The sequence below is a fragment of the Streptomyces sp. CNZ287 genome (genome assembly GCF_007827615.1).
The window spans coordinates 150800-174216 of record NZ_VISV01000014.1; the positions used below are offsets into that span (position 1 = coordinate 150800).

Here is a 23417-nt window from a genome sequence, read left to right on the forward strand (position 1 = left end):
GAGGAGATTACCCTCCTCGCAAAGATCATGGAACGAGTTCCAAAGGAACGATTGCTGTTCGAGCAAGTGCAAGAGCATCCTTGTGCTTCGCCAGCAGAGTGGGCACGTTCCCACCTGCCGAACACCCGCGTGGACAAGGGGGTTTGCTCATGGATCCGTCGCTCCCTGCACTCACGGCAGGCCAGCAACGCGAAGCCAGCCGACGCTTTCCGCGGCACGTCAAAAGCGTGGGCCGTGCCCGGACCGCTCTGAGAGCCCAGTTGGGGCTGTGGGGCGTGGATCAGGACGTGGCCGATACGGCCGTGCTGCTGCTCTCCGAACTGGTCACCAACGCCGTGCGGCACGGCAAGGTGCCCCCCGGGCGAGAAATCGGCACCCGGTTCGCCCTGCGGGCGGAGGCACTACGGCTGGAAGTCGCCGACGCCAACGACGACCTGCCCCACCCCCGCATCGCGGGCGAGGACGACGAGAGCGGGCGCGGGCTGGCGCTCGTGGACGCGCTTGCGGACGACTGGGGTACCTATCGGCGGGCCAACGGCATCGGGAAGTGCGTGTGGGTGCGGCTCCGGCTGCCGCCGGACCGGGGCTGACGCCCCGCCCCCGCTACGGGCAGCCGCAGGAGCGGCGGACCACGAGGTGCGACGGGAACTGCTTCAGGCGTTCGCGGCGCGTGGCCAGCGGGGTCTCGTCCAGGACCAGGTCCACCGCCGCGCGGGCCATCGCCGGGCGGTCCGAGGCGACCGTCGTCAGGGGCGGGTCCGTGAGGCCCGCCTCCTTGACGTTGTCGAAGGCCGCCACGGCGAGCTCGCCGGGGACGTCGATGCGGAGTTCGCGGGCTGCGCGGAGGAGGCCGATGGCCTGGTCGTCGGTGGCGCAGAAGATGGCCGGGGGGCGGTCGGGTCCGGAGAGGAGCTTGAGGCCGACCTGGTAGGCGTCGTAGCGGTTGTACGGGGACTGGAAGAGCCGGCCCTCTGTCGAGCGGCCCGCCGCGCGCATCGCGATGCGCCAGCCCTCCACGTGGTCGGTGACCGGGTCGCCCGTCGTCGGGGTCGTCTCGACGCCGCCGAGGCAGGCCACGTACGCGTGGCCGTGCTCCAGCAGATGGCTCGTCGCCAGCCGCGCGCCGCCGACGTCGTCGGTGACGACGACGAGGTCGTCCGGCTGGTCCCGGCGCTCGTGCATGAGCACCACCCGCGCGTCCCACGCGTCGATCTCCGCCGCCGCGGCCGCGCTCGGGCCCTGGCTGACGAGGATCAGGCCGGAGACGCGCATCCCAAGGAAGGCGCGCAGATAGTGGACCTCGCGGTCGTCGAGATAGTCGGAGTTGCCGACGAGCACCATCTTGCCGCGCTCGGACGCCGCCTGCTCCACCGCGTGCGCCATCTCGCCGAAGAACGGCTGCCGCGCGTCCGGCACGATCATGCCGATGAGGTCCGTACGCCGCGAGGCCATGGCCTGCGCCACGCGGTCCGGGCGGTAGCCCAGCTCCTTTATCGCGGCGAGCACCCGCTCCCGGGTGGCCGGGGCGACCGGCCGGGGTCCGTTGTTGATGACGTAGCTCACGACCGCGGTCGAGGTCCCCGCCAGCCGCGCCACGTCGTCCCGCGTCACCTTGGCCACGGCGCAAGTCTACGCGTGATGACTCCCCGCACTACCCCGCCTCTGTGATGCCCCGGCCAGCGCATGGGGGCTTACCTACGCGCGGTGCCTCGCCTCCTGCGCGGCGCCCTTCTGCTCCTGCTTCTCGGCCCTGTTCTCCGGCTTCTTCTCGCCCTTCTCCGGCACCACGAAGCGGTATCCCACGTTCCGCACGGTGCCGATCAGCGACTCGTGCTCGGGACCGAGCTTCGCCCGCAGCCGCCGCACGTGGACGTCGACGGTGCGGGTGCCGCCGAAGTAGTCGTAGCCCCAGACCTCCTGGAGCAACTGGGCCCGGGTGAACACCCGCCCCGGATGCTGCGCCAGGTACTTCAGCAGCTCGAACTCCTTGAAGGTCAGGTCCAGCACCCGCCCCTTCAGCTTCGCGCTGTACGTGGCCTCGTCCACCGTCAGATCGCCGTTGCGGATCTCGGTGGGGCTCTCGTCGGCGGGCAGTTGCTGCCGGCCCAGCGCGAGCCGCAGCCGCGCCTCCACCTCGGCGGGACCCGCGGTGTCCAGCAGTACGTCGTCCACGCCCCACTCGGCGGTGACGGCGGCGAGCCCGCCCTCCGTCACGACGAGGATCAGCGGACAGCCGGGGCCCGTGGACCGCAGCAACTGGCACAGGCTGCGCACCTGCGGCAGGTCGCGGCGGCCGTCGACGAGGATGACGTCGGCGCCGGGGGTGTCGATCAGGGCGGGGCCCTCGGCGGGGGCCACGCGCACGTTGTGGAGGAGCAGCCCGAGCGCGGGGAGCACCTCGGCGGAGGGCTGCAGGGCGTTGGTCAGAAGCAGCAGGGAGCTCACGGGCGCACCTCCCGGTGGGGGACGCCGGTCGCTGTCGTCTCGGTCTCGGCTCTGCCTCTGCGTTTGCCCATGTGGTCGGCCTCCTCAGAAGGTGGCATGAAAGCACGAAAGGACCCGGGGGCAACCTTGCCCGGATCCTTCACAGGTCAGAATAGCCCACATGAGCTCCACCTCCGCTGCCTCGTCCGGCCGACGAGACGCCGCACCCGGTTCGGCCGCACCCGTGCCCCCCGTTTCCCGTACGGCGCTGCTGCGGGCGGCGGACGGGGTGCCGATCGAGGCGGCGTACGCCCCGGGCCCCGGCGCCGGCGCCCCGGCGATCGTGGTGGCGCACGGTTTCACGGGCGCGCTGGAGCGGCCGGCGATCCGCCGGGCGGCGGCGGTGTTCGCGCAGCGTGCGGGGGTGGTGACGTTCTCGTTCCGGGGCCACGGCGGGTCCGGCGGGCGGTCGACGGTCGGGGACCGGGAGGTGCTGGACCTGGCGGCGGCGGTGGCGTGGGCCAGGGCGCTGGGGCACGCCCGGGTGGCGACGGTGGGGTTCTCGATGGGCGGCTCGGTGGTGCTGCGCCACGGCGCGCTGTATCGCCCGGAGGCGCGGGGTGACGAATGGGAGCGCGAGGGGCGCACGGGGGCGTACGGAAACGCCGCCGCGGGAGCCGGCGGGGGCGCCCGGGGCCCGGCGACGCACGGCGCGGGTCCGGACGGCCCGGTGGCGCTCGGCTCGGGTGCGGAAGGCTCGGTGGCGCTCGGCGCCGACGCCCTCGGCGCCGGGGCGATCCCCGCGGGCACGGTCCCGTACGCGGACGCCGTGGTGTCCGTCAGCGCCCCGGCCCGCTGGTACTACCGCGGCACGGCGCCGATGCGGCGGCTGCACTGGATAGTGGAGCGCCGTACGGGCCGCGCGGTCTCCCGCCTCGCGCTGAAGACCCGCATCCACCACCGCCGCTGGAATCCCGTACCCCTCTCCCCCACGGCCGCGGTCCCCCGGATCGCCCCGGCCCCGCTGCTGATCGTCCACGGCACCCGGGACGGCTACTTCCCCCTGGACCACCCCGAGGCCCTGGCCGCCGCGGCGGCTCCGGGCACGGCGGAGCTGTGGCTGGAGGAGGACTTCGCCCACGCGGAGAACGCGGCGAGCGAGGACTTGCTGGAGCGGATCGCCGCGTGGGCGGCCGAGGCGGCCGGCCGGCGGCCCTCGCGGGGCGCCTAGATCGTTTCTGCTGCCGGCTCCGCGAACTGGGCCTGGTACAGGCGGGCGTAGGCGCCTTCCGATGCCAGGAGTTCCTCGTGTGTGCCCTGTTCCACGATCGTGCCCGACTCCATCACCAGGATCACGTCCGCGTCGCGGATCGTGGAGAGGCGGTGGGCGATCACGAAGCTCGTGCGGCCCGTGCGGAGTTCCGCCATCGCGTGCTGGATCAGGACCTCCGTGCGGGTGTCCACCGAGCTCGTCGCCTCGTCCAGGACCAGGATCGCCGGTTCCGCGAGGAACGCGCGGGCGATGGTGACGAGCTGCTTCTCGCCCGCCGAGACGCCCGTGCCCTCCTCGTCGATCACCGTGTCGTAGCCGTCGGGGAGGGTGCGGACGAAGCGGTCCACGTGGGTGGCCTTCGCGGCGGCGACGATCTTCTCGTGCGGTGTGCCCGCCGGCGCCCCGTAGGCGATGTTCTCCGCGATCGTGCCGCCGAACAGCCACGTGTCCTGGAGCACCATCCCGATCTGCGCCCGCAGCTCCTCGCGGCTCATCTCCGCCACGTCCACGCCGTCGAGCAGGATCCGGCCCCCGGCCACCTCGTAGAACCGCATCAGCAGGTTCACCAGCGTCGTCTTCCCCGCCCCCGTCGGGCCGACGATCGCCACCGTCTGGCCCGGGCGGACCGTCAGCGACAGGTCCTCGATCAGCGGTTTCTCCGGGTCGTACGAGAAGGAGACGCCCTCGAACGCCACCTCCCCCCGCACCGGCTCCGCCGGGCGGGCCGGGGTGGCGGCGTCCGGCTCCTGCTCGTCCGCGTCCAGCAGCTCGAAGACCCGCTCCGCCGACGCGACACCTGACTGCACCAGGTTCGCCATCGACGCGATCTGCCCCAGCGGCTGGCTGAACTGCCGCGAGTACTGCACGAACGCCTGCACGTCGCCGATCGACAGCGCCCCCGAGGCGACCCGCAGGCCGCCGACGACGGCGACGAGCACGTAGTTGAGGTTGCCTATGCACATCATCGCCGGCTGGATGAGCCCGGAGATGAACTGCGCCCGGTAGCCCGCCCGGAACAGCTCGTCGTTCTCCTTCCGGAACGTCTCCGCCGCCTCCTCCCGGCGGCCGAAGACCTGCACCAGCGAGTGCCCGGTGTACATCTCCTCGATGTGCGCGTTCAGCTTGCCCGTGGACGCCCACTGCGCCACGAACTGCGGCTGCGCCCGCTTGCCGACCCGCGTCGCCACCGTGATCGACAGCGGCACGGTCACCAGCGCGACCAGCGCCAGCAGCGGCGAGATCCAGAACATCACCGCCAGCACCCCCGCGATCGTCAGCAGCGACGTCACGATCTGGCTCATGGTCTGCTGCAGCGACTGCCCGACGTTGTCGATGTCGTTGGTCGTACGGGAGAGGATCTCGCCCCGCTGGTGGCGGTCGAAGTACGACAGCGGCAGCCGCGACAGCTTCGCCTCCACCTCCTCGCGCAGCCGGAAGACCGCCCGCTGCACGACCACGGCCGTCAGCCGCGCCTGGGCGAGCCCGAGGCCCCACGCGGCGGCGTACACCAGGGCCGCCCACAGCAGCGTCCGGCCGACCGCGTCGAAGTCGATGCCGTCGCTGGCGCGGGCGGAGCCGGTGTCGACGCGGTCGCCGTAGACGCCGGCGACGACGAGGTCGGTGGCGTGGCCGAGGAGCTTCGGGCCCGCGACCGTGAGCGCGACGCCGGCGGCGCCGAGGACGAGGATGACGCGGATCAGCGTGCGGTCGGGGCGCAGGGTGCGCAGGAGGCGGACGGCGGAGCCGCGGAAGTCGAGGGAGCGCTCGACGGGCGGGCCGCTGAACATGCGCATGAGCCCGCCGCCGCCGGGGCGCGGGCCGGGCGGCGACGGCTGCCGTTTCTCGGGTTCCTTCGCCGGCGCGCTCATGCCGCGGCCTCCTTCTGCGGCGCGCTCATGCCGCCGCTTCTTCCTCGGTGAGCTGGGAGAGCACGATCTCGCGGTACGTCTCGTTCGCCGCCATCAGCTCCGTGTGCGTCCCCGCGCCCGCCACCCGGCCCGCGTCCAGGACCACTATCCGGTCCGCGTCCCGGATCGTCGCGACCCGCTGGGCGACGATCACGACCGTCGCGTCCCCGAGCCGGCGCGCGAGGGCCGCGCGCAGGGCGGCGTCAGTGGCGTAGTCGAGGGCGGAGAAGGAGTCGTCGAAGAGGTAGATGTCGGGGCGGTGCACCAGCGCGCGGGCGATCGCGAGGCGCTGCCGCTGGCCGCCCGAGACGTTCGAGCCGCCCTGCGCGACCGCCGCGTCGAGGCCGCCGTCCATCTCCCGGACGAAGTCCGCGGCCTGCGCGGTGCGCAGCGCGTCCCACAGCTCGTCGTCGGTGGCGTCGGGCTTGCCGTAGCGGAGGTTCGAGGCGACGGTGCCGCTGAAGAGGTACGGCTTCTGCGGTACGTAGCCGATGGCCAGCGCCAGCGCCGCCGGATCCAGGTCCCGTACGTCCACGCCGCCCACCTCGACGCTGCCCCCGGTGGCGTCGAAGAGCCGCGGCACGAGCGCCAGCAGCGTCGACTTGCCGCTGCCGGTGCTGCCGATGACCGCCGTCGTACGCCCCGGCCGGGCCTCCAGGTCGACGTCCTTCAGCACCGGCTCCTCGGCCCCCGGATAGCGAAACCCGACGCCGCGGAGGTCGAGCCGGCCGCGCTCGCGCGGCTCGGCCGCCGCGGGCACCGGGGCGGCGGGCGGGACGACGGACGACTCGGTGTCCAGCACCTCCTGGATCCGCTCGGCGCAGACCTCCGCGCGCGGGATCATCATGAACATGAAGGTGGCCATCATCACGCTGCTGAGGATGTACATGAGGTAGGACAGGAACGCCGTGAGCGCCCCGACGTCCATGGCACCGCTCTCGATGCGCCCGGCCGCGAACCAGACGACGGCGACGCTCGACAGGTTCACCGCGAGCATCGGGGTGGGGAACAGCAGCGCCAGCAGCCGCCCGGCCCGTACGCCCACGTCCCTCAGGTCGGCGTTCGCCGTGCCGAAGCGGCGCTGCTCGTGCCCGTCGCGGACGAAGGCGCGGATGACGCGGATGCCGGTGATCTGCTCGCGCATGATCCGGTTCACCTCGTCGATGCGCTTCTGCATGCTGCGGAAGAGCGGGCGCATGCGGCGCACGATCAGGGCCACGACGACGCCGACCGCGGGCACGACGACGAGCAGCAGGGACGTCAGCGGCACGTCCTGGTTGAGCGCCATGACGATGCCGCCGACGCACATGATCGGCGCCGCGACCATCATCGTGAACGTCATCAGGGCGAGCATCTGGATCTGCTGCACGTCGTTCGTGGTGCGCGTGATGAGCGACGGGGCGCCGAAGCGGGCCATCTCGCGGGCGGAGAAGGACTGCACCCGGTCGAAGACCGAGGCGCGCATGTCCCGGCCGAGGGCGGTGGCCGTACGGGCGCCGAGGAACACGGCGCCGCCGGCCGCGCAGAACTGCACCACGCTGAAGACGATCATCCAGCCGCCGGTGCGCAGGATGTAGCCGTTGTCGCCGGGGATGACGCCGTGGTCGATGATGTCGGCGTTGAGCGTGGGGAGATAGAGCGTCGTCACCGTCGCGACGAGCTGCAGCGCGACGATCCAGCCGAGGTCCCGGCGGTAGGGGCGCAGGTGAGCGCGGAGGATTCGGACGAGCACGTCCGCAGCGTACGTCGTAGGTTGCCCGGGGCGACGAGAATTTCGCCAGGGGCATGATGGGGGTCGGAAGTCGGCGGACGGGGAAGGACGGGACGCCATGGCGGCGAACGGCACCATCCGGTACTGGGCCGCGGCCAAGGCCGCGGCGGGCACCGCGGAGGAGCCCTACGCGGCGGACACGCTGGCCGAAGCGCTGGCCGCGGCCGGTGCGCGGCACGGGGAGGAGCTGACCCGGGTGCTGGCGCGCTGCTCGTTCCTGGTGGACGGACGGGCGGTCGGCAAGCGCGACCACGCGGGGGTGGCGCTGGCGGACGGGGGGACGGTTGAGGTCCTGCCCCCGTTCGCGGGAGGCTAGGCGCACGATGAGCGACCAGAGACACGACCCCACGCCGTGGTCGGCGGCCCCGCCGGCGCCCGCGGGCTGGGCCCCGTACGAGGAACCGCGCGAGGGCGCCGAGGCAGGCGCCCCGGGCGGGCACACGCAGTTCCCGCCGGCGGCGGGCCAGGGCGACGACGGCTACGCGGGCCCGGAGACGCAGTTGGGGATGGCCCTGCACGAGGAGTCGGCGGCGGCCCAGCAGACGTCGTACCTGCCCCCGGTGACGGACGCGGGCCCCTACGAGGGCGGCTACGCGGGTTCGTACGGGGGCGGCGGCCGGCCCGGCGGGAGCGACGGCGGTCACGGAGTGCCGTACGGCGGCGGCCAGGACGCCGCGGGCGCGGGACGGTCCGGCGGCGCGGGACACGGCGACGGCTCGTACGGCGGCAGGCACGGCTCCCCGGCAGGGGGGCAGGCCGCGGGGCAGACCGGCGGCCCGGGGTACAGCGGTGGTACGGGCCACGCGGACGCGGCGCAGGCCGGCAGGCACGCGGCGCCGTTCGGAGGGGGCGGCCAGGGGCGGCCCGGTGGGTCCGCAGCGCCGTACGGCGGCGGTTCGCTCGGCGGGGGTACGGGGCCGGGCGGGCACCCGCAGGCGTACGCCCCCGGCGGCGCCGCGGGTGCGGGCTATCCGTCCCCGGCCGGGAGCGACGGCGCCGGCGCGCCGGCGCCGCAGGGGCCGGGGGCGGTCGAGGAGACGGCGTACCTGCCCCCGGTGACGGACGACGGCCCTCCCGGCTACGGCGGGACCGGCGCCGGAGCGGCCGCCGAGCAGACCGCCTACCTCCCGCCGGTCACCGGACACGAGCCCCCGGGCGGTGCCGGCGCCCAGTGGCCCGACGGCTGGGACCGCGGCGGCACGGGCCACCCCGGACCCGCGGGCCACCCCGGCACCCCGCAGGGGGCCCACGGCAGCGCAGGCGGCCACCCCGCCGCCGTGAACGGCCACCCCGGCGACGTCCACCCCGATGTCCCCGCCGCCGGCGCCCACGGCCGCCCGGACGCCCCCGCGGCCGGCTTCCCCGGCCCCGGCGGCCCCGAGACCGGCACCCTCTACGGCGCCCCCACCCTCCGCCGCCCCAAGCCCCCCGCCGAGGTGCTCCGCGAGGAGGGCACCTCCGTCCTCATAGCGCCCGGGCCGCAGCCCGCCGCGCTCACCGCCGTGCTCGCCGCCCTCCTCGCCGTCGCCGCCGCGCTCGACGTGCGGCCCGGCCTCGCCGTCGCCGTGGCGCTGCTCCAGGGCGTCACCGCCGCCGGCTGGTTCCGGCTCAACGGCATGTGGCCCGCCCGCGAGGGCATCGCCCTGGCCGCGGCCGCCGGGCTCACCGCGACCGGCGCCGTCCTCGCCGTCGACGAGGACGACGCCACGATCGCCGCGCTCGGCTCCCTCGGCGGCTGGTTCCTCCTCATCTGCCTCGTCCAACTGCGCAGCACCACCGCGCCCAAGGAGCGCCTCACCGCACTCAACGTCGCCCTCGCCGCCGCCACCCTCGCCGTCCTCGCCTCCGGCTACCTCGCCGCCGAGCGGCACGCCGTCGTCGTCGGCGCCGTCGCGGTGGCCGCCGGGACGATGGGCCGCGCGGTGCCGCTGCCGCCGAACGCCTCGCCCGTCGCCGCGGTCGCCGCGGCCGGGGCGGGCGGGCTCGCGGCGGGGCTCGGCACCGACATGGGCGCGGCCGGCGGGCTGCTGGGGCTGGCGGCCGGGGTGTGCGTGCTCATCGCCGTCCGGGTGGCCAGCTACGACTACCCCTCGCGGTTCGTGCACATGACGGCCGGGGTCTCCCTGCCCCTCACGCTCTCGGTGCCCGCGGTCCACCTGCTCGGCCTGGCCCTGCTCTGACAGTGATGATGTCCGTGGTGACTCCGCAGGCGGGTCTGACCCGTGCTCTGACTGAGCCCCGGCCGCAGGCCGCCGCTCCCGCCAACCTGCGGGTACGGAGCCGTACACCTGTCTAAGCTCTCAGGCACGACCGACCGGGGGGCGGAGAACCGATGCGCGCGTTGAAGATCACAGCGGTGGTGCTGGTCGTGCTCGGCCTGCTCACGCTCGCCGCCGACCGCGTGGCGCTGAAGATGGCCGAGTCGGACGCGGCCGAGCGCATCGAGAAGGAGTACGGGTTCTCCCAGCGGCCCGAGATCGACATCAAGGGGTTCCCCTTCCTCACCCAGTTGATGTCGCGTGAGTTCGAGGCCGTGGACGTACGGATCGACGGCATCGACGCCACCGGCAGCGGCGGCCGCGCGCTGCGCCTGGACGGCGTGCGCGGCGAGTTGGAGGGGGTGCGGATCTCGGGCGACGACTGGGACCGGGCGACGGCGGACAAGGCCGACGGCAAGGTGACGATCAGGTACGAGGACATCTCGGCGGCGCTGCCGGTGGTGAAGGTCTCGTACGGCGGGAAGGGCGCGGCCGGCGAGAACAAGGTGAAGGCGACGGTCGGCACGTCCTTCCTCGGGCAGCGGCTGGAGGAGTCGCTGCTCGGCAAGGTGAGCGTGGTCGACGGCGACACGATCCGGCTGCGCGCGACCGGGGTCGACAACCTCGGGGGTGTACCGGGTCTGGAGGACTACGTCCGCGACCACATGAACTACAACTGGACGATCAACGACCTGCCGCCCGGTATACGCCTGACGGACGTCGAGGTGCGGAAGGACGGCATCGTCGTCACGGGCAGCGGCACGGACGTGGAACTGGGCGACGAGCGCTCGGCCGGGAAGTGAGCGGGCGCACCGCCCCCGCCCGCCGGTCCACGGCACCGACACGGCCGCCGTACGCCGCGGAGACCCGCCGCCGTCCGTAAGCTGAGACCCTCGCGTCCATACCGCAGAAACCCCGCCCCCGCCACCCCCCGTCCGCCCGGCCGCGCGACCCCGCCGCCCCACCCTTCGTCCCGCATCCCGGACGAAGCCGTCTCATTATCCGACACAACGGTGACACATGCGCACGTCCCTCCGTACGATCGACCGCATGCTGTGCTCGATGAGCGGTCCCCGCCCCCGGGGACAGGCAGATCACCTGACCCAGCGGCGCGCCGTCGACCTGTGCCGCGTCGCCGCCATGCTCTGTCGCACCGCCTGACCGGGGTCCGGGTCCGCAGCTCCCGCCCCCAGCCGGGTCCGTGCCTCCCCGCACCGCCCGCCCGGCTGTCCCCATACTCCGCCCCCGGCGCTCCGCCCTGCCTGCTGCGCGCGCCGGCGGCACACCCGCCCGTACCCCTGTCTCAGCGCTCCGGAGGAGAGAAGCAGATGAGTCGCCGCAGTGACGTCCTGGTGGACGCCGACTGGGTCGAGGCCAACCTCGACAACCCGAAGGTCGTCCTCGTCGAGGTCGACGAGGACACCGCCGCGTACGACAAGAACCACATCAAGAACGCCGTCCGCATCGACTGGAAGACCGACCTCCAGGACCCGGTGCGCCGCGACTTCGTCGACCAGGCCGGATTCGAGAAGCTGCTGTCCGAGCGCGGCATCGCCAACGACGACACGGTCGTCCTCTACGGCGGCAACAACAACTGGTTCGCCGCGTACGCCTACTGGTACTTCAAGCTCTACGGCCACGAGGACGTCAAGCTCCTCGACGGCGGCCGCAAGAAGTGGGAGCTGGACTCCCGCGACCTGGTCGCCGAGGTGCCGCAGCGCGCGGCGACCGCGTACAGGGCCAAGCCGCAGGACACCGCCATCCGCGCCTTCCGCGACGACGTCGTGGCCGCGATCGGCACCCTCAACCTCGTCGACGTCCGCTCCCCCGACGAGTTCTCCGGCAAGCTGCTGGCCCCGGCGCACCTGCCGCAGGAGCAGTCGCAGCGGCCCGGGCACGTGCCCTCCGCGCGGAACATCCCGTGGTCGAAGTCGGCCAACGACGACGGCACCTTCAGGTCGGACGAGGAGCTGAAGGAGCTGTACGAGGGCGAGGGCGTGGACCTGTCCAAGGACACCATCGCCTACTGCCGCATCGGCGAGCGCTCGGCGCACACCTGGTTCGTGCTGCACGAGCTGCTGGGCCAGGAGAACGTCAAGAACTACGACGGCTCCTGGACCGAGTACGGCTCGCTCGTCGGCGTGCCGATCGAGCTGGGCGCCAACGACTGACGCTGACCGCCCGGTCACACCCCGAGAAAGGACACCACCCTTCATGTGCGGAGCCAAGGCAGGCGGCCCCGACGCCGCCAGCGTCAAGGCCGGCGAGACCACCATCCAGGGCTCCGTGACCCGCGACGGCGAGCCCGTCACCGGTTACGTGCGGCTGCTGGACGCCTCCGGCGAGTTCACCGCCGAGGTGCCGACCTCGGCCACCGGCCAGTTCCGGTTCTACGCCGCGGAGGGCACCTGGACCGTACGCGCCCTGGTGCCCGGCGCCACCGCCGACCGCACCGTGGTCGCCCGGCAGGGCGGCCTCTCGGAGGTCGCGATCGCGGTCTGAGACCGCGCGGTCGCGCGAAGCCCCGCACCGCCTCCCCGGCGTACCGTGGAGGTATGCGGGGCTTCCGCCGTTCCGGCGTCCAGACGGACCCCCGCGCGCCGCGGAGTCAGCCGCGGCGCCGGAGGCGGTACCTCCTGCTGATGGGCACCGCGGTGCTGCTCTTCGTCCTCGGCGGCGCCGTCGTCGCCCCCTTCTCCGCACCCGCCGCGATCGCCATGTGCGTGGCCGCGGCGGCCCTCGTGCCGGTGGCGGTGATCATCGGCAACCGGCGGGAGAAGGGCGACAAGTGGTGGGACGAGAAGTGACTCAGTAGACGAGGGCCTGGCTGCCGTCCGCCATCGCCTCGCTGACGAAGACCTGCGCCCCCGCGATCCGCACGCCCTCCAGCACGTCCTTCTCCTCGATCCCGCGGCGCGCGGCGCACTGCGTGCACAGCGTGATCCGCCCGCTCGCCAGCACCCCGTCGATCAGCTCCGGCAGCGGCGCGGCGTGCGGCAGCTCGAACTCCGCGGCCCGCCCGGGCAGCGCGAACCAGGCGGACTCGCCGGTCAGCCAGAGCGACACCTCCACCCCGCTGGCGGCGGCGACGGCCGCCACCGTGAACGCCTGGGAGCAGCGCTCCGGCGCATCCGTACCCGCGGTCACCTTGATCACAAGCTTCTTGGCCATGCGCCAACTGTAGGGAGTGCCGCGAGGGTGACATTCTCGCGGCACCGCGCGCTGTACAGGTATGGACCGGAGCAGGGGGCGCTTGTGACCTTTCCCGACGGAACGAGCGGCCCGCAGGCGGCCGACGACCCGCCGACGACCAGGCTCACGCCGATCAGACCCGACACCCGGCCCCCGGGGGCCTCGTCGTACGGGACGTTCGGGAGCCCGGCGCAGGGAGCGTACGGGAGCACGGCACAGGGGACGTACGGCAGCACGGCCGCGGCAGCCGGACCGGCGCCGGAGGCGGGCGGCAGGGCGCGCCGCCGCGGAAAGCGCACCGCGCTGCTGCTGGCCGCCGCCGTGCTCGCGGGCGCCCTCGGCGGCGTCGCCTACGGCTACTTCGAGCAGGCCGGCAACCCCCCGACCCCGCTCCCCCCGCTCAACCAGCCGGGCCTCGCCCACCCCGACAAGCCGCTGCCCGCCGGCGAGGCGGAGCCGCTGTCCGCCGCGCAGGACCGCCGGGTGAAGACGGACGGCGACCTGCGCGAGCTGCTCGTCTCCCGGCCGGACGGGACGGTCGACGCCGAGATCGACATCGGCGGCGAGGGCCGGGGCTGGCTCGCGCCGTACGAGGTGGCGGCCGACACGGGTGCGCCCGAGGAAGTGCTCACGTTCATGCTGGAGAACGGGCTGCGGCGGACCGCGTTCACCGCGTGGCGCAACGAGGGGGACACCGAGTCCGTCGTCATGATCAACCTCTACCAGTTCCGCAACGACGCCACCGCGGGCTCCGTGGACTACCTGGAGAACCAGCAGTTGTACTCCTCCCTCGGTCCCGGCGGCCGGGTGCCAGCCGTGTCGCTGAAGGGCTCCGCGGACGGCATGGCCTACTTCCCCGAGGAGCCGTTCCAGGAGGCCGGGGTGCCGCCGCTCTACCAGGGCATGGCCATTGCGCGCCGCGGCGACATCGTGATGGAGATCTACCAGATCGAAAGCTCCCCGCTGGAGCAGAAGGATCTGAAGAAGCTCGCCGAACGCCAGTTGGAGCGCCTGTGACCGGCCACTACCCCGCATCCGTCCCGCCGCCGGCCGGCGCGCCCGCTCCGCCCCCGCCGGCCGCCCCGCGGTCCGGGCGGCGGCGGCTCGTGCCCGCCGTGCTGGCCGCGGTGCTCGTCGCCGGGGCGGCGGCCACCGGGGTCGTCGTCACCGCGCTGAAGGTCCAGGGCGCCGACCGCGGCGCCGGCGGCACCGACGTGTGGCAGAAGCCCGAGGAGCGCGGTCTGGAGGGCGACGCCGCCAAGGACCCGGGCGTGGCCGCGCCCCCCGGCGGCCCGATCGGCGACGCGCTGCTGCCGATGCCGACGGGCTACCACCCGGGCCCGGACATCGACGAGTTCGGCAACGACACCGTCCTCACCGCCAAGCAGGCGGAGGCCGTCTACGAGCAGAGCGCGCGCGGACTGCCGCCCGACCAGCGGCGGTTGCAGCTCGACGCGCTGGACGACCTCGAACTGAAGGGGATGGCCATGCGGTCCTACGCGGCCGACGAGTCCGACCTCGTCGTCGAGGTGCAGCTCGCCGAGCTGTCGGGCGAGGGCAGGGCGGCGGGGCTCGCGGCCGTACAGGAGGAGCTGACGCGGACGATGGACCTCTTCGAGGAGGGGCCGAAGGTCGACGGGCACAAGAGCGCCGCGTGCTTCCTGGTGCCCGAGACCGCCCTCAGCGCGGAGGGCGACGCGGTGAAGATGATGACCTGCTCGGCGGCCAAGGGCGAGATGCTGGTCACGGTCACGGCGTACGGCCCCGCCGGGCACGGCAAGCGGGCGGTGCAGCTCCTGGAGAAGCAGCTCGACCACATCGACGCCCCGGGGAAGTCCATATGAGCGGCTACGACCCGGACCCCCGGCACCCGGACCCCACCCCGCTGCCGTCCCACGCGGCCCCGCCGCAGCAGCCCCAGCAGCAGCCGCAGGCCCAGCAGGCCCCGTCCCAGCCGCAGTACGGGCAACCGCCGCACCAGCAGCCGCAGTACGCGCAGCCCGCGCCCGAACCCGCCGCGCCCGAACCCGCCGCGCCCGCCCCCGCGTACGCCCAGCAGCCCCCGTCCCCGTACCAGGGCCAGGTCCAGGGCCAGGTCCTGCCGCATCCCCCGCCGCCCGCGCCGCCCAGGCCGCCCCGCCGGTGGCTGCGCCCCGCCCTGCGCTGGGGCGCCGCCGTCCTGCTGCTGGCCGGCGCCGCGTTCGGCTCCGCGTACGCCGTCACCGGCGCCGAGCGCGGCGACCTGCCGGGACTGGCCACCGAGAGCGACGGCCGCTGGGACTACCCCGAGCTGGAGCTGCCCCCGCTGCCCGAGGGCAAGCCGCCCCCGTTCGCACCCGCCAACGCCGGCGAGATCCACCACGCCGACCTCCGCGACCTGCTGCTGCCCGCCCCCGCGGGCGCCGAGGACGACGACGGGCTGAAGACCGAGGACGGCTGGCTGGCGCCCGCCGACTTCACCTCCGTCTACGCCAAGGGGGAGCGCGAGGAGCTGCGGCAGGCGCTCACCGACGACGCCGTGCGCCACATCGCCGCCACCGGCTGGACCATGCCCGACGGCACCCGCGCCCGGATCTACCTGCTGCAGTTCAACACGGCCTCCCTCGCCGCGCACTTCTACGACGAGCAGCTCGCCGGCGGCATCTCCACCGCCCGGGACCTCACCGGCGCCCCCGAGGTGGCGGTCGACGAGCGCTGGTCGGACAAGGACCAGTTGCCGGAGATCGAGCTGTACGTGTACGACGAGGCGAAGCCGCGCGGCAAGGAGCACGTCCGGCAGGCGTACGTCGTCGCCGGCGACACCGTGGGCCTCGTCACCGTCGAGGCGCCCGGGGAGGCGGAGCTGGTCCCGTTCCAGCAGACCCTCGTCCTCCAGCACCAGCTCCTCGGCTGACCCCGCCCGGCACCCCGTCCGGCACCCGCGCCCGGCGCCCGCCGGGCCGGTGCCGGGACCGGCGGTTAGACTCGCTGGCGGTACGTCCCTCACCGTTACGGAGCGCCCCCGTGCTTGTCGTCACCTTCGACATCCTGCTCGCGCTGGTCTGCGTGGGCACACTCGCCTTCGCCGGCCTGGTCGTGAAGAAGCTGTACCAGGGCCAGCGCTGACGATGCCGATCGAAATCCCCTCCGACCTGCACAAGGACTTGGTCCCGCTGGCGTTCCTGCTGGGCGACTGGCAGGGTGCGGGCGTCTTCGACTTCCCCGGCAGCGAGAAGTGCAACTTCGGCCAGGAGGTGCGCTTCGGCCACGACGGCCGGGACTTCCTGGCGTACACGTCGTACACCTGGGTGCTCGACGAGGACGGCGAGAAGGTGCGCCCGCTGGAGAGCGAGTCCGGCTACTGGCGGATCCGGCCGGACCGGCAGCTCGACGTCGTCATGGTGCGCGACCAGGGCGTCGCCGAGGTCTGGTACGGCGAGCTGGCCGAGGGCAAGCCCCAGCTCGACCTGGCCACGGACGCGGTCGCGCGCAGCGCGGCCTCCCCGCCGTACGCGGGCGGCAAGCGGCTGTACGGGTACGTGAACGGCGACCTGATGTGGGTCGGCGAGAAGGCCACCCCGGAGGTGGGGCTGCGCCCGTACATGTCGGCCCAGCTCAAGAAGGTCGTGAACCCGCGGGAGTGGGCGAAGGACCTGAAGGACCTCCCGGACGACGGGATCGCCTTCTTCCGCTGACCCCCGGCTCCGCGCGGGGCCCGGCGGGGGGCGCTTTCCGGCAACCGGCCGGGGTTCCGCCGCGACGCTCATACACTTGTGCCGTGGAGACCACCGACTGGAAGCGCGACCTGCGCGAGCGCGGCTACCGCCTGACGCCGCAGCGGCAGCTCGTGCTGGAGGCCGTCGACTCCCTGGAGCACGCGACGCCCGACGGCATCCTCAGCGAGGTCCGCAAGACCGCCGCCGGCGTGAACATCTCCACGGTCTACCGCACGCTGGAGCTGCTGGAGGAGCTGGGCCTCGTCAGCCACGCGCACCTCAACCACGGCCCGCCGACGTACCACATCGCCGACCGCCACCACCACCTGCACCTCGTCTGCCGCGTCTGCGACCGGGTGATCGAGGCGGAGAACGCGGTGGCGGAGCCGTTCGCGGAGACGCTGCGGCAGCGGTTCGGCTTCGAGAGCGACGTGCAGCACTTCGCGATCCTCGGCCGCTGCGCGACCTGCACCGAGGCGGGCGCGACCGACGCCGCCGCCCCGTCCCGCCCCTGAGACGCCCGGAACCCCGGGGCACCTGAGGCTCCGCGGCGCCGGGACGCCCCGAACGCGGCCGAATCCGGCCCGTGACCGCGGGTGGCCACCCGGACGTACTCTTGAAGCATGAACGCGCCTTCTCCCCTCCTCTCCCTGCCCGGGGCGGTCGCCGCCGAGGCTCCCGACGAGGGCGTCGCCGCGCACTACGGCGATCTCTTCCGGGAGCAGCGCGCGCTGGACGCCGGCGAGGGCTTCGTCGACCTCTCCCACCGCGGCATCGTCTCGGTCTCCGGCCAGGACCGGCTGAGCTGGCTGCACCTGCTGCTGACGCAGCACGTGGAGGCGCTCGCGCCGGGGCACGCCACCGAGGCACTGGTGCTGTCCGCCCACGGGCACATCGAGCACGCGCTGTACCTCGTCGACGACGGCGAGACGACGTGGGCGCACGTCGAGCCGGACACGCAGAAGGACCTCATCGCGTACCTGGAGAGCATGAAGTTCTTCTACCGGGTGGACATCGCGGACCGTACGGACGACCTCGCCGTCGTCCATCTGCCGGCCGGCTCGATCACGGAGGCGCCCGAGGGTGTGACCGTCCGCGAGACGGCGTACGGGCGCGACCTCTTCCTGCCGCGCGCCTCGCTGGCGGACTTCGCCGCCGCCGCGGGCCCGCCCGCCGGGGTGCTGGCGTACGAGGCGCTGCGGGTGGCGGCGCACCGGCCGCGGCTCGGCCTGGAGACCGACCACCGCACGATCCCGCACGAGGTGGGCTGGATAGGCACCGCCGTGCACCTGGAGAAGGGGTGCTACCGGGGGCAGGAGACGGTCGCGCGGGTGCAGAACCTGGGCCGGCCGCCGCGCCGCCTGGTCTTCCTGCACCTGGACGGCAGCGAGGTGACGCTGCCGCCGCACGGGGCGACGATCCGGCTGGCGGCCGAGGAGGAGGGGCGCAAGCTGGGCTTCGTCACGACCTCGGTGCGCCACCACGAGCTGGGGCCGATCGCGCTCGCGCTGGTGAAACGGAACGTTCCGGCGGACGCGGCGCTGCTGGCGGACGAGACGGCGGCGGCGCAGGAGACGGTCGTCGAGCCCTGAGCCCGCGGGGCGGCGGCGCCCCGCGCGCGGGGGCGTGCTCCCGTGCGCCTCGGATGTCGCGTACGCCCCCCCGTGCCCCGCACGATACGTACACCCGTGCGCCGCGCGTGCGTACGCCTTGCTCCGTACGGCTGCGCTCGCCCGCCTCCGGCCCGTACGGCTCAGACCTCGACCAGCACCGTGAACGGGCCGTCGTTCGTCAGCGTCACCCGCATCTTCGCGCCGAACGCCCCCGTCTCCACCTGCGCGCCCAGCGCCCGCAGCCGCGCCACGACCTCCTCGACCAGCGGCTCCGCGACCTCCCCCGGCGCCGCCGCCTGCCAGGTCGGCCTGCGGCCCTTGCGGGGGTCGCCGTAGAGGGTGAACTGGCTGATCACGAGCAGCGGCGCCGACACGTCCGAGCAGGACTTCTCGTCGTCCAGCACCCGCAGCGTCCACAGCTTGCGGGCCAGTTGCGCCGCCTTCGCGGGAGTGTCGTCGTGGGTGACGCCCACGAGTACGCACAGCCCTTCGCCGATCACCTCGCCGACCGTCTCGCCACCGGCCTCGACCCGCGCGCCGTCCACCCGCTGCACCACCGCTCGCATACATCGCATTATCCCCAGGGCGCCACGTGCGCCGCCGTGCCCCCGGGCGCCGCAACGTGCGCGGGGCCGAACGGGCGCAGTCTCCCTGCGATTCGACCGTGCGCAATGGCACGATTGCCTACGGTGTCCGGAAGGTCGCCACGCCGACGCGGCATCTTCGGACGAAGGGGACTGACACTCGCATGAGCTCTCCCGGAGCCGGGCGGCCCACGCCGCCCGTACCGACCGCGCGCAGCAGCCCGCCCGCCGACCGCCCGCCCCGCCCGCCGGGGCCGCGCGCCCCGGACGGCGGTCCCGCGCAGGCGTCCCAGGCCGCGCGGGCCGCGGCGACCGCGCCCGCGGGGGGCGGCGCCACCGCCGTGCTCGCCGCCGCGGGGCCCGCCACTCCGCCCGCGCCGCTCGACTCCCTGGGCCTGCCCGAGCTGCGCCGGCTGCGCCGCTCCGCCCAGCAGGAGGAGGCTGACCTCAGCTACGTACGCCGCCTGCTGCACGGCCGGATCGACATCCTCCGCGCCGAGCTGGGCCGCCGCGCGAGCCCGCACTCGCCGGTGCTCGACCGGCTCCCCGAGATCCTCACCGACGGCCCCTCGCCACGCCCCGCCTCGGCCCGGCACGTCACCCTGGGCACGCCGCTGCGCGAGGAGTACCGGGAGCTGGCGGAGGAGATGCTCGCCGAAGTCGCACTCTCCGACCTCTCGGCCCGTACGGACGAGGAACTGCACCGGGGCCTCGCCCGGCTGGCCGGCTACGAGGCCCGGATCTCCCGCCGCCGGCAGCGGCTGCAGCGGACCGCGGACGAGTGCTGCGCCGAGATCGCCCGCCGCTATCGTGAAGGGGAGGCGCAGGTCGACGACCTGCTGTCCTGAGTTCTGACCGAGCGACGGAGCGGAGACCCCGAGGCCGTCCCGGCACGGAGGGCGCCCGCGCATGCACGACGACACCTGGATACACCCGCCGCCGGTCCCCGGTCCCGCGGCCACCGAGGAGGGCGCGTACGCCGGCGCCGCGCCCGTACTGGCGGAGGTGATGCGCTCCGGCTTCGCCGAGGGGCGGCACCGGGGGTCGCTGGTGCTGCTGGACCCGGACGGCGAGGTGGAGCGGGCCTGGGGGAACGTGACCGGGCAGGTGTTCCCGCGGTCGTCGAACAAGCCGTTCCAGGCGGTGGCGGTGCTGCGGGCGGGGGCGCGTACGGACGCGGGGCCGCTCGCGGGCGAGCGGCTGGCGCTGGCCGCGGCCAGCCACTCGGGCGAACGGTTCCACCTGGATCTCGTACGCAAGATGCTCGCCGGGACCGGGCTGTCGGAGGACGACCTGCGGACCCCGCCCGACCTGCCGCTGGACCCGGAGGAGCGGGAGGCGTACCTGGCCGCCGGCGGGCGGCGGGACCGGGTGGCCATGAACTGCTCGGGCAAGCACGCCGCGATGCTCGCGGCGTGCGTCGCGAACGGCTGGCCGCGGGCGTCGTACCTCGCCGCCGAGCACCCGCTGCAGCGGCTGGTGCGGCAGGTGGTGGAGGAGACGGCGGGCGAGGAGGTGCGGCACGTCGGCGTCGACGGCTGCGGCGCGCCGCTGATGTCGCTGTCGCTGACGGCGCTGGCGCGCGGCTTCCGGCGGCTGGTGCTGGCCGCGGAGGGCACGCCGGAGCGGCGGGTGGCGGACGCGATGCGGGCGCATCCGGAGTACGTCGCGGGCACCCGGCGGTGGGACACCTGGCTGATGCGCGGGGTACCGGGGGCGCTGGCGAAGGTCGGCGCGGAGGGCGTGCAGGCGGTGGCGCTGCCGGACGGCCGGGCGCTGGCGTTCAAGGTCGACGACGGGGCGCTGCGTGCCGTCGGTCCCGTGCTGGCGCGGGGCCTTGCGCTGCTGGGCGTACGGTCCCCCGTGCTGGCCAGGATCGGGGCGGCGCCGCTGCTGGGCGGCGGGGAGCAGGTGGGGGAAATTCGCGCGACGTTCTGACGCACGGCGCTTAGCGTGGGCAGATGATCGATTCCTCCGGCAGAGCTGTGCACCCCGCGAGCGGGGTGCGGTCATGAACGACGGCACCGAGATCCGCACGCTCACCGAAGGCGACGTGGCCGGCTGGATGCGCGCCATGCAGACCGGCTTCATGCGGCCCCCCTCGGTCACCGAGGCGGACGTGGAGCTGTTCCTGAAGACGCGCGACCTCTCCCGCACGCGGGGCGCGTACGACGGCAGACGCTGGGTCGGCACGTACCGCAGCTTCGATCAGGAACTGACCGTCCCGGGCGGGGCCGCGGTGTCCTCGTGCGCGGTGTCCGCCGTCACGGTCTCGCCGACGCACCGCAGACGCGGGCTGCTCAGCCGGATGCTGCGGGAGGACATGGAGGCGGCGAAGGAGCGCGGCGACGTGGTCGCCAGCCTGATCGCCGCGGAGTACCCGATCTACGGCCGCTACGGCTTCGGCCCTGCCGCCTGGACGACCGACTACGACGTGACCACCCCGCGCGCCCAGCTCGACCCGCGCTACGCGGGCCCGGACGACGGCGGCACGGTCGAACTCCTCGACGCCGCCGAGCTGACGGCGATCGCCCCGGCGCTGCACGACCGTTTCCGCCGGCTGGTCCCGGGCGCGGTGAACCGGAGCGCCACCCGGTGGCAGGCGCACACCGGTGCGGCCCGGTACAGCGTCGACGAGCCGTGGCACGAGCCCTTCTACGCGGCGTACCGCTCGGCGGCGGGGGAGCCGGAGGGCATCGTCACGTACCGCACCAAGTGGGGTGACTGGCCCGGCAAGCTCTCCGACGACGAGCTGACCGTGACCGACCTGTTCGCCGTCACCCCGGCCGCGGAGCGGGCGCTCTGGCGCTATCTGGTCTCCTTCGACTGGATCACGACGATCCATACGGGCCACCGGGCGCCCGACGATCTCCTCCCCCTCCACCTAGGTGACCCTCGGGCGGCCCGGGTGACCACGCACGCGGACTACCTGTGGCTGCGGCCACTGGACGTCCCGCGACTTCTGGAGGCCCGCGCATACGCGGCCTCCGGCTCTCTGGTGCTCGACGTGCACGACCCGGCCGGCCTGGCCGGCGGCCGCTTCCTGCTGGACGCCGGTGGCCCGGGCGGCACCGGCTGCGTACCCACGGACCGGCCCGCCGACCTCGCCCTGAGCGTGGCGGAGCTCGCGCGGCTCAGCCTGGGCGACGAGTCCGCGGTACGGCTCGCCGCCCTGGGCGTGGTCGACGAGGAGCGCCCGGGCGCCGCCGCACGGGCGGACGCCCTGCTGCGCACCTCGCGCCGACCGTGGTGTCCCGACATGTTCTAGATTTCTTCTGCCTCACTGCCCGGCCGCGGCGCGGCCGGGCTCGGCGGACTGGAGCAGCAGCACGGCGAGCGCGAGGCCGCCGATGGTCATGCACGTGACGTTCTGCGCCTTGAGCCCCACGAGCAGGGTGGTGAGCCCGATCGCTCCCACCGCGCCGAAGCGCCATTCGACGAAGCGCTCGAAGCCGACGAGCAGCGCGGACATGGCCAGAGTGATTCCGACCGGCATGGTGGGTCCCTCCCTTCTGCGTACGCAGCGGTCCCCCCTCCCCCCATGCGCCTTCGGACAGCGGGAGAGCGCGAGCCCCGGGCGACGACCATCACTGCCAACTTCTCTCAGTTGCCGCCAGGGTCGCAGAGTTGGTGACCAACTCTGCTTAACTTGTGCCCAGTTGGTAACCAACTCAAAACATTTTGGAGACAACCCCCGCCGGTTGGCCGGAAGTTGTAAGGTTGGCGAGGTGAGCAGGGACCAACCTTCGGCAACCAGCGCCCGGGCCGAACGCGACCGCGTCGCCGACGCACTGCGCGCACGCATCGACTCCGGCGAACTCCGCCCGGGCGACAGCCTGCCGACGCAGAAAGCCCTGATGGACGAGTTCGACGTCGAACGCGGCGTGGTCCGCAAGGCCCTCGCCCTCCTCAAGAGCGAACACCGCCTCGCGGACGTCGGCAGGGGCTCACCCCCGACGGTGGCGGAGCCCGCGAACCACCGCGAAGGGGCCTCGTCGCTCACCGCGGACGTGGAACTGGCAGAGCGGCTCGACGTGGCGTTTCAGGCCACCGACGTCACCCTCGACGTCTTCGGTCTGACCACCGAGACCCTCAACAGCGCGATTGCGCCCACCCTGATGGCCATCAGGGCCGGCCGCGTCGCCCCCCGCTCGGTCACCTGCCGCATCATGGTCCCCAGCCCGGAGGCCCACCTGGCCCTCCCCTTCCTGATCGACGACCCGGCGGACCCCCGCCCCCTCCAGCGCCTCAACCGCCTCATCGAACTGCACACGCGCGCCTTCGCGCACGGCATGCAGTACCTCGGCGAACGCGGCCTCGTACAGGAACTCTCCGTCGAAGTCCGTGGCGTGCCCCTCACCCCGACCACGAAGCTCTACGTCCTCAACGGCACCGAAGCCCTCACCGGCTTCTACGAGGTCGTCCGCAACAGCGTCCCCGCCCCGTTCAGCGAGGACCACATGGACATCTACGACGTCCTCGGCCTCAACTCCCACCTGTTCCGCTACTCCGCGGGCTCCGACAGCCGCGGCAAGAGAGACGTGGACTTCGTCGAGCACTCCCGAACGTGGTTCGCGTCGATGTGGGAGACGATCGCCAAGCCGTACCTCTTCACCTCCCAAGCGTCGACTGCCTGAAAATGACCGGCCGTTGTACGGTGCTGTCCGAACCCTGGTCCCTCGGCGTGGGGATCGGGTCAT

General features: G+C 73.7%; 26 protein-coding genes. 19 read left to right on the forward strand and 7 right to left on the reverse strand.

Going from position 1 to position 23417, the window contains the following annotated elements; genetic code table 11:
* The first annotated feature begins 149 nt into the window (after positions 1–149).
* Complete coding sequence (locus FB457_RS23990) at positions 150–590, forward strand: ATP-binding protein (protein WP_145783219.1); 441 nt, start codon at positions 150–152, stop codon at positions 588–590.
* Positions 591–603: 13 nt separating this feature from the next.
* Here the strand turns inward: FB457_RS23990 and FB457_RS23995 are convergent, their stop codons facing one another.
* On the reverse strand, positions 604–1620 hold the full coding sequence (locus tag FB457_RS23995) for a LacI family DNA-binding transcriptional regulator (RefSeq protein WP_047016425.1): 1017 nt from the start codon (positions 1618–1620) through the stop codon (positions 604–606).
* Positions 1621–1695: 75 nt separating this feature from the next.
* Entirely contained in the window at positions 1696–2445 is a 750-nt protein-coding gene (locus tag FB457_RS24000) for a response regulator transcription factor (RefSeq protein WP_047016426.1), read from the reverse strand.
* Between the two features lie 160 nt (positions 2446–2605).
* Between FB457_RS24000 and FB457_RS24005 the strand changes: the two genes are divergently transcribed.
* Entirely contained in the window at positions 2606–3655 is a 1050-nt protein-coding gene (locus FB457_RS24005) for an alpha/beta fold hydrolase (RefSeq protein WP_145783221.1), read from the forward strand.
* Here FB457_RS24005 and FB457_RS24010 read toward each other — a convergent pair.
* On the reverse strand, positions 3652–5490 hold the full coding sequence (locus FB457_RS24010; protein WP_145783274.1) for an ABC transporter transmembrane domain-containing protein: 1839 nt from the start codon (positions 5488–5490) through the stop codon (positions 3652–3654). The two genes, FB457_RS24005 and FB457_RS24010, sit on opposite strands and share 4 nt — an antisense overlap.
* A 100-nt stretch (positions 5491–5590) precedes the next feature.
* A complete protein-coding gene (locus tag FB457_RS24015) occupies positions 5591–7336 on the reverse strand; it encodes an ABC transporter ATP-binding protein (RefSeq protein WP_047016428.1) in 1746 nt (581 codons plus the stop codon).
* Positions 7337–7433: 97 nt separating this feature from the next.
* Between FB457_RS24015 and FB457_RS24020 the strand changes: the two genes are divergently transcribed.
* From FB457_RS24020 to FB457_RS24045, 7 genes are all read left to right on the forward strand, one after another.
* On the forward strand, positions 7434–7691 hold the full coding sequence (locus FB457_RS24020) for a MoaD/ThiS family protein (RefSeq protein WP_047016429.1): 258 nt from the start codon (positions 7434–7436) through the stop codon (positions 7689–7691).
* Positions 7692–7698: 7 nt separating this feature from the next.
* Positions 7699–9555, forward strand: coding sequence for a YML083C domain-containing protein (locus FB457_RS24025; RefSeq protein ID WP_145783223.1), 1857 nt, complete (start codon positions 7699–7701; stop codon positions 9553–9555).
* 152 nt (positions 9556–9707) lie between these two features.
* The gene (locus FB457_RS24030) at positions 9708–10436 is read left to right on the forward strand and encodes an LmeA family phospholipid-binding protein (RefSeq protein WP_047016431.1); all 729 of its coding nucleotides are present in this window, start codon (positions 9708–9710) and stop codon (positions 10434–10436) included.
* A 259-nt stretch (positions 10437–10695) separates the two neighbouring features.
* Positions 10696–10794, forward strand: a complete 99-nt coding sequence (locus FB457_RS36370) for a putative leader peptide (protein WP_367648459.1) — start codon at positions 10696–10698, stop codon at positions 10792–10794.
* A 167-nt stretch (positions 10795–10961) separates the two neighbouring features.
* On the forward strand, positions 10962–11804 hold the full coding sequence (locus tag FB457_RS24035) for a sulfurtransferase (protein WP_047016432.1): 843 nt from the start codon (positions 10962–10964) through the stop codon (positions 11802–11804).
* Positions 11805–11847: 43 nt separating this feature from the next.
* Entirely contained in the window at positions 11848–12135 is a 288-nt protein-coding gene (locus FB457_RS24040) for a DUF1416 domain-containing protein (RefSeq protein ID WP_047016433.1), read from the forward strand.
* A gap of 53 nt (positions 12136–12188) precedes the next feature.
* Positions 12189–12440 carry a DUF3099 domain-containing protein gene (locus tag FB457_RS24045; protein WP_047016434.1) on the forward strand — a complete coding sequence of 84 codons (252 nt, stop codon included), beginning with the start codon at positions 12189–12191 and terminating at the stop codon, positions 12438–12440.
* 1 nt (position 12441) lies between these two features.
* Here the strand turns inward: FB457_RS24045 and FB457_RS24050 are convergent, their stop codons facing one another.
* Positions 12442–12804, reverse strand: a complete 363-nt coding sequence (locus FB457_RS24050; protein WP_047016435.1) for a DsrE family protein — start codon at positions 12802–12804, stop codon at positions 12442–12444.
* Between the two features lie 84 nt (positions 12805–12888).
* Between FB457_RS24050 and FB457_RS24055 the strand changes: the two genes are divergently transcribed.
* The 6 genes from FB457_RS24055 to ygfZ all read left to right on the forward strand — a co-directional run bounded on the left by FB457_RS24055 (position 12889) and on the right by ygfZ (position 18112).
* Positions 12889–13842: a hypothetical protein gene (locus tag FB457_RS24055; RefSeq protein WP_047016436.1), complete on the forward strand. Its 954-nt coding sequence runs from the start codon at positions 12889–12891 to the stop codon at positions 13840–13842.
* Positions 13839–14669 carry a hypothetical protein gene (locus FB457_RS24060; protein WP_253911264.1) on the forward strand — a complete coding sequence of 277 codons (831 nt, stop codon included), beginning with the start codon at positions 13839–13841 and terminating at the stop codon, positions 14667–14669. The genes FB457_RS24055 and FB457_RS24060 overlap by 4 nt, the downstream gene beginning before the upstream one ends.
* Positions 14666–15718, forward strand: coding sequence for a hypothetical protein (locus FB457_RS24065; RefSeq protein WP_486589119.1), 1053 nt, complete (start codon positions 14666–14668; stop codon positions 15716–15718). Before FB457_RS24060 ends, FB457_RS24065 begins: the two co-directional genes overlap by 4 nt.
* Positions 15719–15932: 214 nt before the next feature.
* Positions 15933–16499: a heme-binding beta-barrel domain-containing protein gene (locus FB457_RS24070; RefSeq protein WP_047016438.1), complete on the forward strand. Its 567-nt coding sequence runs from the start codon at positions 15933–15935 to the stop codon at positions 16497–16499.
* Positions 16500–16582: 83 nt separating this feature from the next.
* Positions 16583–17035 carry a Fur family transcriptional regulator gene (locus FB457_RS24075; protein ID WP_047016439.1) on the forward strand — a complete coding sequence of 151 codons (453 nt, stop codon included), beginning with the start codon at positions 16583–16585 and terminating at the stop codon, positions 17033–17035.
* Between the two features lie 108 nt (positions 17036–17143).
* On the forward strand, positions 17144–18112 hold the full coding sequence (gene ygfZ / locus FB457_RS24080) for a CAF17-like 4Fe-4S cluster assembly/insertion protein YgfZ (RefSeq protein WP_145783225.1): 969 nt from the start codon (positions 17144–17146) through the stop codon (positions 18110–18112).
* Between the two features lie 161 nt (positions 18113–18273).
* Here ygfZ and dtd read toward each other — a convergent pair whose 3' ends face one another.
* A complete protein-coding gene (dtd, locus tag FB457_RS24085; protein ID WP_047016441.1) occupies positions 18274–18699 on the reverse strand; it encodes a D-aminoacyl-tRNA deacylase in 426 nt (141 codons plus the stop codon).
* Positions 18700–18881: 182 nt separating this feature from the next.
* Here dtd and FB457_RS24090 point away from each other — a divergent pair, with 182 nt between their 5' ends.
* The 3 genes from FB457_RS24090 to FB457_RS24100 all read left to right on the forward strand — a co-directional run bounded on the left by FB457_RS24090 (position 18882) and on the right by FB457_RS24100 (position 21985).
* The gene (locus FB457_RS24090; protein ID WP_047016442.1) at positions 18882–19565 is read left to right on the forward strand and encodes an RsiG family protein; all 684 of its coding nucleotides are present in this window, start codon (positions 18882–18884) and stop codon (positions 19563–19565) included.
* A 61-nt stretch (positions 19566–19626) separates the two neighbouring features.
* On the forward strand, positions 19627–20655 hold the full coding sequence (locus tag FB457_RS24095) for an asparaginase (RefSeq protein WP_145783226.1): 1029 nt from the start codon (positions 19627–19629) through the stop codon (positions 20653–20655).
* A 73-nt stretch (positions 20656–20728) separates the two neighbouring features.
* On the forward strand, positions 20729–21985 hold the full coding sequence (locus FB457_RS24100; protein ID WP_047016444.1) for a GNAT family N-acetyltransferase: 1257 nt from the start codon (positions 20729–20731) through the stop codon (positions 21983–21985).
* A 12-nt stretch (positions 21986–21997) separates the two neighbouring features.
* Here FB457_RS24100 and FB457_RS24105 read toward each other — a convergent pair whose 3' ends face one another.
* Entirely contained in the window at positions 21998–22213 is a 216-nt protein-coding gene (locus tag FB457_RS24105; RefSeq protein WP_027772341.1) for a hypothetical protein, read from the reverse strand.
* A 232-nt stretch (positions 22214–22445) separates the two neighbouring features.
* Between FB457_RS24105 and FB457_RS24110 the strand changes: the two genes are divergently transcribed.
* Complete coding sequence (locus tag FB457_RS24110) at positions 22446–23354, forward strand: winged helix-turn-helix domain-containing protein (RefSeq protein WP_145783228.1); 909 nt, start codon at positions 22446–22448, stop codon at positions 23352–23354.
* Positions 23355–23417: the final 63 nt, after the last annotated feature.

Excerpts from the sequence above, each read along its gene's own strand:
- FB457_RS23990 (WP_145783219.1), top strand. The coding sequence starts at position 150 with ATGGATCCGTCGCTCCCTGCACTCACGGCAGGCCAGCAACGCGAAGCC.
- FB457_RS24005 (WP_145783221.1), top strand. The coding sequence starts at position 2,606 with ATGAGCTCCACCTCCGCTGCCTCGTCCGGCCGACGAGACGCCGCACCC.
- FB457_RS24010 (WP_145783274.1), bottom strand. The coding sequence starts at position 5,490 with ATGCGCATGTTCAGCGGCCCGCCCGTCGAGCGCTCCCTCGACTTCCGC.
- FB457_RS24020 (WP_047016429.1), top strand. The coding sequence starts at position 7,434 with ATGGCGGCGAACGGCACCATCCGGTACTGGGCCGCGGCCAAGGCCGCG.
- FB457_RS24025 (WP_145783223.1), top strand. The coding sequence starts at position 7,699 with ATGAGCGACCAGAGACACGACCCCACGCCGTGGTCGGCGGCCCCGCCG.
- FB457_RS24030 (WP_047016431.1), top strand. The coding sequence starts at position 9,708 with ATGCGCGCGTTGAAGATCACAGCGGTGGTGCTGGTCGTGCTCGGCCTG.
- FB457_RS36370 (WP_367648459.1), top strand. The coding sequence starts at position 10,696 with ATGAGCGGTCCCCGCCCCCGGGGACAGGCAGATCACCTGACCCAGCGG.
- FB457_RS24035 (WP_047016432.1), top strand. The coding sequence starts at position 10,962 with ATGAGTCGCCGCAGTGACGTCCTGGTGGACGCCGACTGGGTCGAGGCC.
- FB457_RS24040 (WP_047016433.1), top strand. The coding sequence starts at position 11,848 with ATGTGCGGAGCCAAGGCAGGCGGCCCCGACGCCGCCAGCGTCAAGGCC.
- FB457_RS24045 (WP_047016434.1), top strand. The coding sequence starts at position 12,189 with ATGCGGGGCTTCCGCCGTTCCGGCGTCCAGACGGACCCCCGCGCGCCG.
- FB457_RS24050 (WP_047016435.1), bottom strand. The coding sequence starts at position 12,804 with ATGGCCAAGAAGCTTGTGATCAAGGTGACCGCGGGTACGGATGCGCCG.
- FB457_RS24065 (WP_486589119.1), top strand. The coding sequence starts at position 14,666 with ATGAGCGGCTACGACCCGGACCCCCGGCACCCGGACCCCACCCCGCTG.
- FB457_RS24070 (WP_047016438.1), top strand. The coding sequence starts at position 15,933 with ATGCCGATCGAAATCCCCTCCGACCTGCACAAGGACTTGGTCCCGCTG.
- ygfZ (WP_145783225.1), top strand. The coding sequence starts at position 17,144 with ATGAACGCGCCTTCTCCCCTCCTCTCCCTGCCCGGGGCGGTCGCCGCC.
- dtd (WP_047016441.1), bottom strand. The coding sequence starts at position 18,699 with ATGCGAGCGGTGGTGCAGCGGGTGGACGGCGCGCGGGTCGAGGCCGGT.
- FB457_RS24090 (WP_047016442.1), top strand. The coding sequence starts at position 18,882 with ATGAGCTCTCCCGGAGCCGGGCGGCCCACGCCGCCCGTACCGACCGCG.
- FB457_RS24095 (WP_145783226.1), top strand. The coding sequence starts at position 19,627 with ATGCACGACGACACCTGGATACACCCGCCGCCGGTCCCCGGTCCCGCG.
- FB457_RS24100 (WP_047016444.1), top strand. The coding sequence starts at position 20,729 with ATGAACGACGGCACCGAGATCCGCACGCTCACCGAAGGCGACGTGGCC.
- FB457_RS24105 (WP_027772341.1), bottom strand. The coding sequence starts at position 22,213 with ATGCCGGTCGGAATCACTCTGGCCATGTCCGCGCTGCTCGTCGGCTTC.